This is a genomic window from Paenibacillus sp. G34, assembly GCF_056856875.1.
Window position 1 is genome coordinate 1,692,807 of sequence record NZ_CM166469.1, and the last position, 15,752, is coordinate 1,708,558.

The window sequence follows — 15,752 nt, forward strand, 5'->3', positions numbered from 1 at the left end:
ATTGCTGCTCCAAAAAGAGTCTAACGGTTATAAGCGTACCCTAAAATTTAGTTTCTGGTACTGTTTCGTGTCCCGAGTGCAGCATGGAGTCACAAGGTAAAGTTGCTGAATCCCTCTATCTATTTATCTCAGATAAGCTTCGCCACTACTTCCTGCAATCGAACCGCTACAGAGTTGTTACCTCGTTGCTCCGCAATGTCCTGTGCTGTTTCGCCAGAAGAATTAGTCACCTTGGGATCGGCTCCATATTCAAGCAACATGTCGATAATCACGGTCTGATCGGTATGAAAGGCCGCGGTGTGCAGTGCATGCTGTCCATCACTGTCAGGGATGCTCGTAGATGCTCCGTGTTCCAACAATAGACGGATTACTTCCGCCGAACGTTCACCAGCCAGTGCAGCGTGCAAGGCTGTGTTACAAGGAATGAAAGAAACAAGAGAGCGGGAGATGGCATTTACATCAGCCTTATGCTCAATAAGGGTATGTACACTTTCGGTTTGTCCAAAATGTGCGGCATATCCGAGAGGTGTCAGTCCATCCTTATTATTGGTGTTTGCCAGGTCGGGGCGTGCTTGAAGCAGTGACTGAAGTTTCGCCACGTCACCATCCTGTGCGGCTTGAAATAGCTGATCTACCTGTTCTGTTTGCAGTTTCTCATCTGTCATTTGTAATAACCTCCACGTTCGTATAGATATATTAGGTTGTGTTGCTGGTTCATAAGCGAATCCAGAGCTAACTTCATGATACACAGTTTATATTAGCGGCGCTTATCGATAATCACCTTTTTATCCGATACTGCGAAGGGGAGAGATGGAATCGTCTGGAGAAAAGGGAGCTAAACGAGCCTAAGCTCTCAAATCCGACTCTATAACAGATCTCCGTGACGGGGAGATCGGAGTCTGATAACAGCTGGCAGGCAGCTTGAAGCCTGCGTTCTGTCAAAAATTGATGCGGCGAAATGCCAAAAAGCTTCTTATAATTTCGAAGAAAATGATTTACAGACAACTGTGCGGCTGAGGCAGTCTCTGCAAGTGTAATAGGCTGACTATAGTAGGCTGTCATGTACTCATGTGCAATGTAGATTCTGCGATATAATTCGTTCCTGGTAGAAGGTCTCACCATATCAAGCTGGTCTATTTCACAGCGAATCTGACGATGTAAGACGAGCATATGTAACGCAAGCTGGTGAAGCTGCTCCTCCAATCCCCAGGCATCCAGGGGCTCAGAAACGTGGGACGAACGCAGCCGTGCAAGCACAGTACCCAATGGATCTTCCATCGAATATGTTCGTTCCACCCAATCCATTGAACCAGCAGAGGACAGAGCATAAGGCTCATCCAGAAGATAGCGATCACTGCTTGAGACATTCCGCCCGACCTCTTCAACCATACCAGGAGGAAAAAAGATGCAGAAAGATTCGACGGGCACAGGTGAATCAATATGCAACTGATATTCCTGTCCTTCGTTCAGGAGTAAATATCGATCATGTCCTACGGAAAAATGTCCATGGCCCGCTTCATATAACGAGGTTCCGTAACGAAAGGTTTTCAATGAAAGAGCTCCTCGACCTCTCCAGTCGAACCGAGCTCTGGATTCGTGCAATATGAAAGGGACGGTGCGTTGCGTTAATGTATTCCCCGTAGAGGTATTCATTGTGAGATATCGGTGTCATGTCTCTGTGTGTATTGCCGCTTCGCTGCCTCCAATGCCGGGATGGCAAAGCTGGCAAGAGGCGAAGGTAGCGCATGGAGCGGGAACCAGCCGACCTCGCCGATCGCTCCGCCTTCTTCCAGATTGCGAGCCACCCCGTCGATTACTTTAGTAGAGTAGATCATGGAGATCCAATGTTCCTGTAATTCAGGACGAATGGTTTCTGCAGTACAGAGAAGACCGCCGATGGCAATATGTAGATTGACCTCTTCTTTGATCTCACGTATAACAGCCGTTTCCAGTGTTTCATACGCATCGACTTTTCCACCGGGAATGCTCCAGGTATGCTGCTCCGGGGCACGATTTCGCCAGACTAGCAGCACTTCGTTTCGTTCATTAAGGATTACAGCACCTACGCCAATTTGGGGAACAACATCGGAAGTGTTGCTGACACTGGCAGAGTCTGCCGTGCAATCGTCCTGTATTACAACACCTGGTTGAAATGAAACCGGATACCCGGTCTGAGCAGACCAATCTGCTGCCAAAATACTCATCGAAATCAGATCGTATTGTGTACCGTCCCGCAGCACCGCAGCACGATGTCGACCTTCTTCGCGGAATCCGGCTTTCAAGTACGCTCCCCTTGCGATTTCGTTGTATTCGATGACGTCCAGAGCGATGCGATTCAGGTTCAATTCATGGAATGCATACCGCAGAATGAGATTGAGTGCGTCACTACCATAACCCTTACCACGATCGCGCTCATCCCCAATACCAATAGCCAAATGTGCAGAGCGATTGTTCCATTCAATCCGATAGATGGCGACAAATCCGATAAAGCGGTTATCCTCCAAGGTGCGCAGTGCAAATTCGAAATCTTGACCGTTGCGAACCGAAGACGCTCCTGTTTCATCCGATGTTTGTGGAGTCGCAATATCTGTATCCATGTTACGCATATAATCATAGTTCTCGGTGAAATGTGCGATCTGAACACGATCTTCGGGGCAGGGTGGCGCGAGTCTAACCTTAGAGCCTTGAAAAGCATTGTATTGACGAGCCATGTTGCACCTCTTTTACAGGATATAAGTTTCTTCGTCTTTACCATTATACTACAGTTGAAAATATTACCGAACTTACACGTTGATCACCAAGGCTTGGCGACGAAGAGGTGGTTAGGCTCAGAGCAAAGGGAACGGGGAACAGACATTTTCACACAAAAAAACAGCCGCAAGGGCTGCTACGCATTATTTTAAATCATTCAATAAATTTTTCATTTTTTTATAATGTCCGCTGACGCGATCAGCCATGTAGTTATACATAAGTTGATTCTCGGAAAGCATGGCCATCTCACGGTCAATATCTACATTGTTGTTGTTATTGTTCATGGCTGTTTCATTGTTCTGCATAACCCGATACTGAACGATGGACGCATTCGGATTGCTGACTGGAAAATGTTTCTCATGTGTCCGTTGCATCCTGAGTTGTCCGGTATTACCGTTCTCGATGATACGTCTAAGTTCATCTTGAAACTCAACGGTTGTTTTTTTGTAATTGGGTGTATCTGCGTTGGCGATGTTGTTCGTGATGGCTGCGTGTCTGGCATTTAAAGCTTGCAAAAGGGATTCATTACGCTTGGTCGTATTCGTTTCGAACATGCCTCGATCCTCCTTCACCACATCGGAATGCAGTTCTCTCTATTTTAAGAAATTCGCCCACACACTGTCAAGCTGATTAAGATCAGCATTAAGCATCCGTGGATATCATATCCGGTCAACAACTTGTTAACAGGCAACGAAAAAAAAGACAAACATATGAGAGCCAACTTCTATTCTGGAAGCCGATACTCACTCATCTGTATTGTCTTTAGTCCTCGTTTTGTTCTATTCCATTCTACTCCGAAGAGCGGTTAATATTTTTGCCATAATAAATTTCGTCCATCTCCAGCTTCAGCCACTCGGTGATTTCCTGTTGTTCCGCTTGGCTCAGCTTGTCCTTGGTGTATCCAAACAGATAATTATCCAGATCGAATTGCTTCAGCTTACATTTCGTGTGGAAAATGTTTTCCTGATAAACGTTCACGTCAATCATATCAAAACCGCTTTTGATCTCGTCCGGGATATAGTTCTGGATCGAACTGATCTCATGGTCAATAAACAGCTTGCGCCCGCTCGTATCCCTTGTAAAACCACGCACGCGATAATCCATAATCATAATGTCCGTATCAAACGAATGAATCAGGTAATTCAACGCCTTCAGCGGTGAAATCTCACCACAGGTCGACACATCGATATCGGCACGAAACGTGCTGATGCCTTCGCTGGGGTGGAATTCGGGATAAGTATGAACGGTAATGTGGCTTTTGTCCAGCTGCATGACTACATTATCGGGCAGGGGACCCGGCGATTCATCGAAGGATTCCTCGGGAATCTCGACGATCGGGCCTTCCGATACCAGCATCGTAACACTCGCGCCCTGCGGCACATAATCCTGCTGTGCGACATTCAGGACGTGTGCGCCGATGATGTCCGATACATTTTTCAAAATATGAGTCAGCCGGTCTGCGTTATATTGTTCATCGATATATTCAATGTAAGCTTCACGTTCTTCTTTGGTCTTGGTGTAACAGATATCGTACATATTGAAACTGAGTGACTTGGTCAGGTTATTGAACCCGTGCAGCTGGATACGCTGCTCTGGCGTTAAAGTCATGGTTGCAGTTCCCCTTTGTCCCATACGACATAGAAATCGCAGTTTTAATACTTTTTATACCCAACATAGACCGAAAAAAAACATGAGTTTCCCATTTGGGGCGAGCAGGGCAATTTCCTATAAACACCCTAAACACCGATGAACACTGTCTTAGATTGATGTATAACATCTCACCGATCCCGAAATGCAGTCGGATAACAGGGCCAGTCCGGGCCCAGTCCAATAGAACGGAGTCCATCAAGATCGCAAAAAAAACTGCACAGCATTTGCTGTACAGTTAGAAGGGCATATCCCCATCATAAGCAAAATCATTCATGCGTTCTTCCTCCGCGACTGACTGAATGTCCTCGGAAGTGACCGTAATGATGGGGTAATGCTCGTTTTGCTGTTTTTTGATTGCTTTTTCCTTCACAAAACGTGGACTGCCTTCTCCGGCATCTTCGTCATAGACGAGCAGCAGGCCGTCGCTTTTGCGCAGCAGCAGATCGTCCCGTGCAGTGAACTGCCACGGCCCGATGTAGGGTTGTTTGCTAATTGCACCATAATAATCTACCCCAGCCAGAATGGAGCGGTAATATTCCTGTTTGTCTTCTTTCCATTGTTCCTCCGGGTTCTGAAAAGCAGTAATGATCGACAGTTTCAGATGTGGATAGCTCTGTTTCAGCTCAAGCACAACCTCGCAGGCCCACAGGTCAACCCCGTATTGACCGGGGGTAAGCACCCATTCCAGTCCGTCTTCGACAAGCGGAGTAAGGCGGGAGGCGATGGCTTTTTTTATATAGGGAATGCCTTCATGTTTCTGGCCAAAAATTTGTAGTTCATGTGCACGGTAACCGGTAATAAACAGGTTTTGCAAACGTGAGCACCTCCTTTTAGACGAATGGAGTCACGGTGTGATACAGCATTGCAGCATTCCGTCCGTCTTTGTATGAGCACGTTATTGTGCAGGTGTAGCTTCTCCGCGGAACGGATACAGGAATGGCTTCGGAATATCCGTTTCGAATGTCATGAGCTTGCCTGTTGTTGGATGAATAAATGACAGTACACGCGCATGGAGTCCCAGACGTCCAAGATCTCTTGTGCGTGCGCCGTATTTACGATCCCCTGCAATCGGATGCCCCAGGTCTTCCATGTGCACACGAATCTGATTTTTACGGCCCGTTTCCAGACGAACCTCCAGCAGGGAGAACTCACGGTTCGACTTCAGACGTTTATAGTGCGTAATTGCATGCTGCCCATCGTTTGGACGGGGACTGGAGTACATCTTCAGCGTTTTGGTTTCCTTCAGCCAAGAGGAGATGGTGCCTTCTTCCTGAGCTACTGCGCCTTCAACCAGTGCGACATAAACACGGTCTTGTACGTTTTCTTTCCAGTTATTTTGCAGCTGTTGCTGAACCTCTTCACTTTTGGCAAACATCATCACACCCGAGGTATCCCGATCCAGACGATGCACGATGAAAATCCGGTTCAGTTCATTGGTACGACGCACATGTGTCATAAGTTGGCGATAAGCGGTCAGATCGTCGCTTTTGTCAGCCGCGATGGATAGCAGTCCAGCTTCCTTGCGAATCACAATGATGTCGTCGTCTTCATGCAAAATGTTGATGCCCGTCAGGGAAGGAGCGGCAACTGCGCCTTCTTTGCTGATGAACACGATCTGTCCAGGTGTCAACGGCTCGTTAAACTTGGTCACAACTTTCTCATTTACGGATACTTGCCCACGTCCCAAAATGGACTTCACCGCATTACGTCCTGACTTTATATGCTTCAGTAGGAAATTCAGCAGTTCATCCGGCTCCGTTACTTTGTACTGCCTTGGCGGTTCGGACTTGCGATAATGTGCATTGCCTGGACGCTTGGATGCCTTAGCCGGTTTGCTTCCTTTGCCACCGTTTTTTGCAGGCGCCACGGACGAATGGGAAGCCGAAACCTTACTCGTATCCTCTCCCGAACGAGGGGAATTTGGTTTGGATGATGAAGTGCCAGGATGGCCGGAACGCGACTTGGAGGAGCCTCCGTATGATTTCCCTTTGGCAGATGTACCGTTGCTTGCGCGTTTACGTTTATTCATGAATGACTATCTCCTTCTGAACAGCTTGTACCCTTTGTGTACATACGATCCGTTCATTTCGTTATGCAGTTCAATATACCATTAACCGCGCGGAATTAAAAATAGGTTCATCAAATCTGCAAACCATCCAATCCGAAGAGTTGTCAGTTTCATAGAATATGTTATCCCATAGCATTGGAGGTGTTACTTCATGGGCGTGTTTCTCGATATGAGAACCTCGGAGAACTCGGGATACGTAGGGGCACCGGGATTACCTTTGTCTGAATCCCCTGAACCTTTCGGTGTAATCGGTCTTCAAACCCAGGGGGTCATTAATCCGATCATTACCTTCAACGGCACGGTGGGTGTTACGGGAGAACTGGGCGATACGTTTGTAGTAGAGATCGTGCGTGGTTTTGTGTACGATCCGTTCTTCATCATCTATCGAGCAGAAGGAACGGTCGGGCAAAATGGCGGTGCCGAGTTCCATTCGTTTACAGCTCAGGATCTGGCTGCACCACCAGCGCTGGAAAATGTATATACGTCATTCATCTCCGGTGTATCCACAGCTGTGCGAACCGGACCGGAGATGTTCTACGGTATTGCTGCGACAAACTAAAGGAAGACGGGACAGACTATAGAGAGATGTTAGAGAGACTTTAGAGAGATTTTAGAGAACGAATAGGCGAAGTTAGGTCACATGCGATCCGCGTTATGAATATCATTCATGCTCGATGTCATTCAATCTTATAGTAACGTTTGTCGTACCCGTTTCAGCTACATTGCAATCAAGATCATTCCAATCGAGATATAACTCAAAATCCCCGCCTTGGTAGGCGGGGATTTTGAGTTATAGATAAAGCAAGATCTGAAGGGCATGGATATATCAACGATAGATTCGAAGAACATTGAGATACAAGGAGAGAGAAGTAGAAATACAAGTAGAGCTGACGATCATGGGTATGAAGAAAAAACGGAAAACAATAGCTGGAGCTTAGTTGGCGCGTCCTTTCAAAATCATATTGTTGGCTTTGCCAAAATCGATGGCGACTTTACCAGTAAGTGCCGCTGTTCGTTCTGCAAGAATGACGGCGTTAACCCCGCAAGAGAACAGAGCAACATCAAAATCATTCGGATGCGTTTGAATCCATTGCAAGGTCTCATCCATCTGATCATAGTTGTCAAACGCTAACGTACTTACGATGTCGAGGTGATAAGGCTCCTTAACGAGTGCGGCCTGTAACTCATCCAGTTCACGCGTTACAAGCAACACACGTTTGCCGGCAAGCATCTGCCAGAACCGCGGTACTTGCACAAGTTCACGATTCACACAAGCATGACAGGTCAGCGCAGGCGCGATGCCGTAGTGAGCAAAGATCATATCCGTTAGCGGCCGCTTGAGATAATCGGGAGCCTTGATGGTGCTGTCTCCACGCGGAAGGACACCGACAATGCTGGCTCTTTTCAACGAAGCAGCGACTTCGTCCCGCATCTTCAGGTTGGGAAGCCGCAGTCCCTTTTGTCCGAGATTGGCTTTGACCGCCCAGCGCTCTTGGAGTACCTGTTCCATAGGCCATACGGATTCTTGCGACATCACGATATTTTCACCATCCCCCACACGCACCAGTGAGAATGGACGCTTCTCTTGCAAAGCTGCTTCAAGCTGATCCAGCACGTCCTGCATTTCTAGATAAGTAGAATTCATACCGAATGCCTGCCCCCTTTGAAAATCAAGCTCCTCTATTCTATGTCGCGAGAGAAACCGTGATCTGTGCGTTCGACCTCCAAGAGATAACTTGGGGTGTATATCAATCTATTTATAAGAAAATCAGTACATATGTCGGTGCCGGAATGTTCAGGAGTTCATACGTTATACAGTGCTGGCATTTAAGAGAATTGAAGTGTAAGCGATCAGCGCGAGGAACGAGTTTCGTAGATACGAGATTTCATTCTAAAAAAACTATGAAAACGTCTGTACTCGCCATATAGGCTTACAGCGTTCATGAGGAGGAAGGGTATGTCCAGGAAAGTTGTAATTGAGATTAACTTCAATAACTACGGGTTAGATCCGCAGCGGCTGACCCGCGAATGGCTGGAGCGTCGTATGACGATTTTTCGCACATTTACATTGCATTGTCTCAAGGCTCAGACCAATCAAGATTTCTTGACAGTGGTGAAGCTTTCCAAAGAATCCGGGGAACTGATGCAGGAGATTTTGGCGAGCCAGGAGCCGCTGCCTTCGAATATTCGTTTTGGAACCCATATCGAGAGTGTACGTGCGATTCTGGAGTTTGCTAAAGACGTAGAAAACATCTATATTGCCCGTCTGGATTCGGATGATCTGTATCACAAAACATTTGTGCAACAGCTCTATGATGTGCAGCCTCAGCCAGAAACGATGGCGTTGATTAATCAGAATGGTTATCTGTGGGACAGTGTGAACAACGAGATGGCTCCGGCATTTCACCGCTCCCCTCAATTTTATGTCTATCTCTATAAGACAGCGGAGTATGCCTCTGGATATCGTGTGAAGCTTCCGGGCCGAGGCACGCATGGGAACGTAATCGACTTGCCACATGAACTGCTTGCTCCGCGGAACTATGTCAATATCGTGCATTCCAGCAATACGTCCGTCAAAAAAGTACCGCCTAAAGACCGCTTAAGCCGCGAGGAGATGGCACAGGTTTTACGTGAATTTATGATCTGAACAGGAGGGATTCATCCATGATTCAAGGACAAACGATTCTGGTCACCGGAGGAACTGGCTCCTGGGGTCAGAAGCTAACGGAGGTACTGCTTGCGCAGAACCCGGCGGAGATTCGGTTGCTATCTCGGAACGAGTATGCCCAGATTGCAATGCAGCGGGAGTTTAATCATGATCCGCGTCTGCGTTTTATCATTGGAGATATTCGAGATTACCGGGCAGTGGAGGAAGCGTGCCAAGGCGTAGATGTGCTCTTTCATCTGGCCGCGCTCAAGCATGTTCCGGTCTGTGAAGATCAGCCGGATGAAGCATTTAAAACAAATGTGATTGGAACTCAGAATATTATTCGGGCGGCCATCCGTATGGGGATTCCGAAAGTCATTGACGTATCCACCGACAAGGCAGTCGATCCGATTAACGTATATGGCATGACCAAAGCACTGGGCGAAAAAATGATGATTCGTGCCAACTGGCTGAGCGAGAAGACCCGGTTTGTATGTATCCGCGGCGGCAATGTTCTGGGCACAAGCGGCAGTGTTGTACCTTTGTTCCGCAGACAGATTGACGAAGGCAAAAGCCTGACCATTACAGACGAAGGCATGACTCGCTTTTTCCTGACCCGTACCGAAGCAATTCATTTATTACTCAAAGCAGCGGAAGCGGCGATGGGCGGAGAGACCTTCGTCATGAAAATGAAAGCTTGCAACATGACGGAACTGGCATCTGTCATGCTGGAACAGGCAGGTCGCCCGTCAGGCGATTACAAAGTGACAGGCATCCGTCCAGGGGAGAAGCTGCACGAAGTGCTGATCTCGCCATTTGAAGCACCGCGTACTCGCCAGTACGATGCGCAGTATTATGTCATTTTGCCGGAGCATGCCGATCAAGGTCTTACGAAACATTATGATCATCTGCCACGCGTGAAGTTTGATCAGTATCGCTCTGACAGTGAAATGATGAATAAACCGGCGATTGCTGCGTTTTTGCGTGCAGGAGGATATATCGACTAACGGAAGGGAGGCGGAACGTTTGGAGGTGGAAAAGATGAGTGAGAACAGCCTGAATCCCGAAGAGAAAAATAAAGACGAAAAGGAGAAACAGGCACAGACTCCAGGAGAGCACCATGGCCGGAAACAGCAACGATTGAAGCAACTCTACCCGAAGCCACAGCAGACCACGCTTCAATGCATTCATGACCGCTCCCTGAAGGCTGTTGTCATCGGTCTTGGTTACGTGGGACTGCCGATGGCCGTTGAGATGGCACAGTCCGGTTACCAGGTGCACGGCATTGATATCGATGCAGGCAAAGTAGCTAAGCTTCGTGCGGGCCATTCGTATATTATCGGCATTGAAGATAAGGTGCTTCAAACGCTGCTGGAGGCGAATTTGTTAACGGCAGGCACCGATTATGCAGCAGTCGCAGGTGCGGATGTCATTGTCATCTGTGTACCGACTCCGTTAACGGATAAACATCAGCCGGATATATCCTATATTTCATCAGCAGTGGGGGGGATGACCCCCTATCTTCAGCAGGGCAGCCTTGTCATTCTGGAGAGCACGACGTATCCAGGCACGACGGAAGAGCATGTGAAACAGCCCGTAGAAGCAGCGTGCGGCTGGACTGCGGGTGAACATTTCTATGTCTGTTATTCTCCGGAGCGGGTTGATCCGGGCAGTGTGCATTATGGTGTGAAAAATACACCGAAAATCATCGGCGGATCGACTCCCGCATGTCTGAATTATGGAACACAATTCTACGGCTCGTTTCTGAACGAAGTCGTGCCGGTTAGCTCCACAACCGTCGCCGAGACAGCGAAACTGTTCGAAAATACGTTCCGCAGCGTAAACATTGCGCTGGTTAATGAGTTAACCCCGGCCTGTGAGCAGATGGGCGTGGATATCTGGGAAGTGTTACAGGCAGCGGCAACGAAGCCGTTTGGGTACATGCCGTTTTATCCTGGACCGGGTATTGGAGGGCACTGTATTCCGATTGATCCGATCTATCTATCTTGGGCAGCCAATCGCCAGGGATCGGAGCTACGGTTCATCGAGCTTGCAGATGCGACCAACAGGCAAATGCCAGAGCACGTAGTTCAGCGTGCAACAGCCCTGCTGGAACAACGTGGCCATTCTATTCGCGGCGCCCGCGTTGTACTGGCAGGTATGGCGTACAAAAAAGACATTGACGACCTGCGCGAATCCCCTGCGCTCGACGTCTTCCGGCTGCTGAGCGTAGCGGGTGCCGACGTTGTTTTCACCGATCCGATGGTGCCCGTATTCCGTCAAGATGATGGTTCCATGCTCCAGTCCCGGCTTGCTTCGCCCGAATTATGGACATGGGCCGATCTGGTGATCATCACGACAGACCACTCTGCGTTTGATTACCAGGAGATGGCGGATCATGCACCACTGATTTTTGATACACGCAACGCCACGGCCGGATGCCGCGGAGACCATATCGTTGTACTGGGTCAACCGGAACGACATGACAGCAGGATTTCAGAGAGCTTTGGGAAGGAGAAGGTTGCTAAAGGGGATACGGGTGCGCAATCCGAACATGTGGAGTATGCAGGTCATGAGGAATATGTGGATTATGTAGAAGTTGTGGAAGATGCTGAACATGTGGACACAGAACATGTAGAGTATGAAAAGCAAGGGATGGAGAAAGAGGATTCTCAAGATACAGGACATGAAGTCGCAGGATCGGAAGGTCATAGTAACAGCGGTCAGGTCACGAGAGAGGGAGATTTCGCAGGGGCGGATGTAAAAGGAGAAAGTGAAAGATACCCGAGTACGAAACGCGAGAGTGTTACCTTAGATGAAGATGCAGAGAAAGTGAAAGAAACAGAAACAGAAACAGATAAAGAAACAGATAAAGATCATCCTTATGGAACCGGTGATGTTACAAAGGCGGATGAAGACTTGAAAAAAATGCACGGAAAAACGGGAGATGGCTATGGCGAATCATGACCGGGTGAACGAACGTTATTACGGGCAGATCAACTCCGAAGATTCTCATGAAGCGACAAGGACCCGCGTGCACTGGATGTGTCGGGAGACCAGAGGCAAACGCATTCTGGATGTGGGATGCAGTCAGGGGATTACATCTATTTTGCTGGGGCGTGAAGGGTTTCGGGTGACAGGTGTGGATTTGGAGGAAGAAAGTATCCGCTATGCGCAAGAGGAGCTGGCTAAAGAATCCAAGCCCGTCCGCAACCATGTCGATTTTCGCATGCTGGACATCACGCAATGGAAGGCGAGAACAACGTTTGACACCGTTCTGCTTGGAGAAGTGCTGGAACATTTTGCACATCCCGAGACATTGCTATCGCAGGTTCATCGTCTGCTCGGAGAGGAAGGTACACTCATCCTTACCGTTCCTTATGGCTATCATCCATTCTATGATCATAAACAGACGTTCTATGCGAGTAATCTGGCGATGTGTTTATTACCGTTTTTTGAAGTATTGAAACTGGAAGTTCATCATAAATATCTATGTTGTGTGGCGCGCAAACGGCAGAAAATACAGCTCGATGTTAAACCGTCTCTGAACCAGGTGCTGGACTGGACGAAACTGGATCATGTTCATTTTGAAGAGTTGGAGCAGCAACATCTACGCTCCATGAAACAGCGTAAAAAAGCGCTGGACAGTGCCGTGGATCAGCTGAAACGCATACGTCGTCAGGAGAATGAGGAAGGGTAAGCGGCGTAGAGTAGTAACACTAACAAAAGTACCAGCACCAACACCAACACCAACACCAACACCAACACCAACACCAACACCAACACCAACACCAACACCACTTACTTGAGCGGACATGGGCAACTGTAGCATTAGCATGTGGACCCGTGACACCAGTAACCAAACCGCAATCACAGCGAGAGTACGGTACCAGCACATGCACTAACTGCAAGAACACTAATTAAGCAAACACCAACTGACTCAAACCCTAACATCAATACGACACAATAAATACAGACACTATAAACAACACTCTTATCGTCAACATTAACTGCGAAATCGGGACTAACATCTTCAAGTGCCACGAGCATTTAGACCATTGACACCAGGAGCAGTACGAGTAATTACACCAACGTTATGTCACCAGCACACGACCTACACTAGTTACACCAACTACACTAGTTACACCAACTACACTAGTTACGCGAACACTAACCTTAACTTCACACACTTCTCAAACGCTAACCAAACTAACTCAAGTATTACTGTCAGTGAATGCATCATTAGCATGGACACCACTGACATCTACAGTCACCAGCAGTAGCAACAATTCCATTCCCAGTACCAATCCCAATTCCAATCCCACTACCAGTACCAATTACTATAGAGAATGCAGCGTATAGTGAGGCAAGTTTTTCTAACGATCACCAGAAGACTTATTTAGGTCATTTCGAAGCTCACAGAATTCTAACGATCACCAGCGACGTTATTTACTTGAAAATCAGCAATCTTCCACAAATTCGGGCCTGAAATACGAAAATAGGCTCATCTGTGATCGTTAGATTTTCAAAAGCGCTGAAATGAGCTAAATAGCGTCATCTGTGATCGTTAGAAATTTTAAAACGCATAGAACGCATAGAACTCTTTAAAATTTTATGATTTGCAGAATCTTTTTTTGATTGGGTTGCATCAGTACGCGTGAGGCAGGAAGGGGCTCAAAACGTGGTCACTATCAGTTTGTGTATGATTGTGAAGAACGAAGAACGCACACTGGCAAGGTGTCTTGAATCGGTGGCTGACCTTATGGATGAGATTATCATTCTGGATACAGGGTCGTCGGATCGGACGATGGACATCGCTGCAAAGTATACCGACCGGGTCTATACGTATACATGGAATGAAGACTTTGCCGCAGCACGGAATGAGTCATTCGCCCAGGCTACGCAGGAGTATATCCTTTGGCTTGATGCGGATGATGTGCTGTTGCCCGGGGAACGGGCGAAGCTTGCAATGTTGAAGGAGCAGCTGCCGTCCGGCGGTAAGACGGCGGGTGTGATTATGGGCTATACGCTGGCCGAGGGGCCGGAGGGAAGTCCGCTGGTGGCGGACCGCCGGCTTCGCCTGGTCAAGCGGGATGCCGGGTGCCGCTGGCATGGCCGGCTGCACGAGCAGCTGCGCTTCCCGCAAGGCGAGGTCATTACGGCAGATATTGCCGTAACCCATCGCCGCGAGGCGGGCAATCATTCGGCGCGAAACGTGCGCATTCTGCGCAAATGGATCGCCGAAGAGGGCATAGCCCAGGGACGCCTGCTGTTCTACTATGCAGGCGAATGTTATGACCGCCAGCGCTACGCGGCGGCGGCACGCGGTTACGCGAAGCTGCTGGAGCAGCCCAGCGGTTACCGCGAAGATCGGCTCATTGCCTGCGCAAGGCTGGCGGAATGTTATGAGCGGCTTGGCGAGCCGGGCCGTAAGCTGGGCGCATTGCTGCAGTCGTTCCAATACGACTTGCCGCATGCCGATTTCTGCTGCGCCATTGCCGCTTGTTTCCATGAGCGGCAGGAGATTATCACCGCCATCTACTGGTATATGCAGGCGGTGGATGTGAGCAGTCGCGATCCAGGTCTGCGCCCCGTACCTGCGGCCTGCCGAACGTGGCTGCCACATGCACGGCTCTCGCTGTGTTATGCTCATCTGGGCAACTGGGAGCAGGCGCTTTTGCATAACACCAAAGCTCGGAAGTATCTGCCGGATGATCCAAGTCTGATCGGGAATCGGGAGAAGCTCGAAGCCGTCATTCGCAAACAGCGGAAAGAAAGCGAAGGGTGACATATGTAACAATGTAACAAGGAACAAAAACGGAAAGTGAAGATGAGGTATCCCATAGGATGAAGCTAGCGATCCATTGGTGGAAGGAATCATAAAGGTTTTCAGATATAGCAATCAGATTAGCAATCCAATACGGGTCTTCCACAGAGGCCTAATAAAAATAACCCCCGTTTAGCCGAGCAAGTCGGTAAACGGGGTTTGCTGTTGCTTTGTTTTAGTATGAACAGTGTAACGGGGTTTAGAACAACTGAACTTATCGTCCATATCCATTTTCCCAAGCGAAGTCGTGATGTCAGGATATTGCATCAGCATATGTTGATCACGATTCAGGTGCCAAGCATCGTACATACTGGTCTTTTGTACGCAAGCTGCTGCAAGCCCAGCCCCATCCATCATAAATGTCTTCATCTATATTTAAGGTAACCGTCTCGTTGCTATACTCGTTCCAGTTTTCGATGCGGAGGGTATTGTCACTTTCCCATTCGAGGTGATTTCCTCCATGGAACTCTGCACGATAGATGCTTTTGGCATTCGAAGCGTCTTTATCGGCTGTTTTTCTTACGTCTACCCAGATCGTCACCCCGCCTGCTGCGCCTCCGTAGGGAACACCGTATAGTTCGGCTGTGTATTCCCCATTCGGCGATGGCATGGAATAGCTCAGATCACCTCGGTCGGCACGATCAAACGTGGAAAGGTAGGGACGAAGCGTGAAGAAAAGCGTCAAAGCCAAGATAGGCAACACAAACAAGGCAATACATATCGAAGCGATTGGATGCCTGCGAACCCAAGATTTGCGAGAGATCATGGATGAATCTGGACGCATAGTCGTATCTTTTTTCATAACTCTA

General features: G+C 48.4%; 16 protein-coding genes and 1 pseudogene. 6 read left to right on the top strand and 11 right to left on the bottom strand.

The window, feature by feature from the left end; all coding sequences use genetic code 11:
* Window positions 1-128: 128 nt before the first annotated feature.
* The 8 genes and pseudogenes from AC1VYS_RS07470 to AC1VYS_RS07505 form a co-directional block, all read right to left on the bottom strand.
* Window positions 129-665 carry an ankyrin repeat domain-containing protein gene (locus AC1VYS_RS07470; RefSeq protein ID WP_482913678.1) on the bottom strand — a complete coding sequence of 179 codons (537 nt, stop codon included), beginning with the start codon at window positions 663-665 and terminating at the stop codon, window positions 129-131.
* 112 nt (window positions 666-777) lie between these two features.
* The gene (locus tag AC1VYS_RS07475; protein ID WP_482913679.1) at window positions 778-1,551 is read right to left on the bottom strand and encodes a helix-turn-helix domain-containing protein; all 774 of its coding nucleotides are present in this window, start codon (window positions 1,549-1,551) and stop codon (window positions 778-780) included.
* Window positions 1,552-1,649: 98 nt separating this feature from the next.
* On the bottom strand, window positions 1,650-2,072 hold the full coding sequence (locus AC1VYS_RS07480; RefSeq protein ID WP_482914942.1) for an NUDIX domain-containing protein: 423 nt from the start codon (window positions 2,070-2,072) through the stop codon (window positions 1,650-1,652).
* A gap of 153 nt (window positions 2,073-2,225) precedes the next feature.
* A pseudogene (locus AC1VYS_RS07485) lies at window positions 2,226-2,711 on the bottom strand (GNAT family N-acetyltransferase); the annotation flags it as partial.
* Window positions 2,712-2,894: 183 nt separating this feature from the next.
* Window positions 2,895-3,305 carry a flagellar basal body rod protein FlgB gene (gene flgB / locus AC1VYS_RS07490; RefSeq protein ID WP_482913680.1) on the bottom strand — a complete coding sequence of 137 codons (411 nt, stop codon included), beginning with the start codon at window positions 3,303-3,305 and terminating at the stop codon, window positions 2,895-2,897.
* 235 nt (window positions 3,306-3,540) lie between these two features.
* Window positions 3,541-4,359: an adenosylmethionine decarboxylase gene (speD, locus tag AC1VYS_RS07495; RefSeq protein ID WP_482913681.1), complete on the bottom strand. Its 819-nt coding sequence runs from the start codon at window positions 4,357-4,359 to the stop codon at window positions 3,541-3,543.
* A gap of 277 nt (window positions 4,360-4,636) precedes the next feature.
* Complete coding sequence (locus AC1VYS_RS07500) at window positions 4,637-5,215, bottom strand: SLOG family protein (protein ID WP_482913682.1); 579 nt, start codon at window positions 5,213-5,215, stop codon at window positions 4,637-4,639.
* Window positions 5,216-5,296: 81 nt separating this feature from the next.
* The gene (locus AC1VYS_RS07505) at window positions 5,297-6,430 is read right to left on the bottom strand and encodes an RluA family pseudouridine synthase (protein WP_482913683.1); all 1,134 of its coding nucleotides are present in this window, start codon (window positions 6,428-6,430) and stop codon (window positions 5,297-5,299) included.
* 190 nt (window positions 6,431-6,620) lie between these two features.
* Between AC1VYS_RS07505 and AC1VYS_RS07510 the strand changes: the two genes are divergently transcribed.
* Window positions 6,621-7,028, top strand: a complete 408-nt coding sequence (locus AC1VYS_RS07510) for a hypothetical protein (RefSeq protein WP_482913684.1) — start codon at window positions 6,621-6,623, stop codon at window positions 7,026-7,028.
* Between the two features lie 375 nt (window positions 7,029-7,403).
* Here the strand turns inward: AC1VYS_RS07510 and AC1VYS_RS07515 are convergent, their stop codons facing one another.
* Complete coding sequence (locus AC1VYS_RS07515; RefSeq protein ID WP_482913685.1) at window positions 7,404-8,114, bottom strand: GT-D fold domain-containing glycosyltransferase; 711 nt, start codon at window positions 8,112-8,114, stop codon at window positions 7,404-7,406.
* A 312-nt stretch (window positions 8,115-8,426) separates the two neighbouring features.
* Here AC1VYS_RS07515 and AC1VYS_RS07520 point away from each other — a divergent pair, with 312 nt between their 5' ends.
* Genes AC1VYS_RS07520 through AC1VYS_RS07535 form a run of 4 tightly spaced genes read left to right on the top strand, consistent with a single transcriptional unit; the run spans window position 8,427 to window position 12,816 of the window.
* The gene (locus AC1VYS_RS07520; protein WP_482913686.1) at window positions 8,427-9,116 is read left to right on the top strand and encodes a glycosyltransferase; all 690 of its coding nucleotides are present in this window, start codon (window positions 8,427-8,429) and stop codon (window positions 9,114-9,116) included.
* Window positions 9,117-9,133: 17 nt separating this feature from the next.
* Window positions 9,134-10,123 (top strand): polysaccharide biosynthesis protein, encoded by a 990-nt coding sequence (locus tag AC1VYS_RS07525; protein WP_482913687.1) that lies wholly within the window; start codon window positions 9,134-9,136, stop codon window positions 10,121-10,123.
* Window positions 10,124-10,157: 34 nt separating this feature from the next.
* Window positions 10,158-12,083, top strand: coding sequence for a nucleotide sugar dehydrogenase (locus AC1VYS_RS07530; RefSeq protein WP_482913688.1), 1,926 nt, complete (start codon window positions 10,158-10,160; stop codon window positions 12,081-12,083).
* Window positions 12,064-12,816, top strand: coding sequence for a class I SAM-dependent methyltransferase (locus AC1VYS_RS07535; protein ID WP_482934494.1), 753 nt, complete (start codon window positions 12,064-12,066; stop codon window positions 12,814-12,816). The genes AC1VYS_RS07530 and AC1VYS_RS07535 overlap by 20 nt, the downstream gene beginning before the upstream one ends.
* Window positions 12,817-13,330: 514 nt before the next feature.
* Here the strand turns inward: AC1VYS_RS07535 and AC1VYS_RS07540 are convergent.
* Window positions 13,331-13,453 carry a hypothetical protein gene (locus AC1VYS_RS07540; protein WP_482934495.1) on the bottom strand — a complete coding sequence of 41 codons (123 nt, stop codon included), beginning with the start codon at window positions 13,451-13,453 and terminating at the stop codon, window positions 13,331-13,333.
* Between the two features lie 365 nt (window positions 13,454-13,818).
* On the opposite strand from AC1VYS_RS07540, the gene AC1VYS_RS07545 reads away from it, so the two are divergent.
* Window positions 13,819-14,904, top strand: coding sequence for a glycosyltransferase family 2 protein (locus AC1VYS_RS07545; protein ID WP_482913690.1), 1,086 nt, complete (start codon window positions 13,819-13,821; stop codon window positions 14,902-14,904).
* 319 nt (window positions 14,905-15,223) lie between these two features.
* Here the strand turns inward: AC1VYS_RS07545 and AC1VYS_RS07550 are convergent, their stop codons facing one another.
* Window positions 15,224-15,745 (bottom strand): DUF5412 family protein, encoded by a 522-nt coding sequence (locus AC1VYS_RS07550; protein ID WP_482913691.1) that lies wholly within the window; start codon window positions 15,743-15,745, stop codon window positions 15,224-15,226.
* Between the last annotated feature and the right edge of the window lie 7 nt (window positions 15,746-15,752).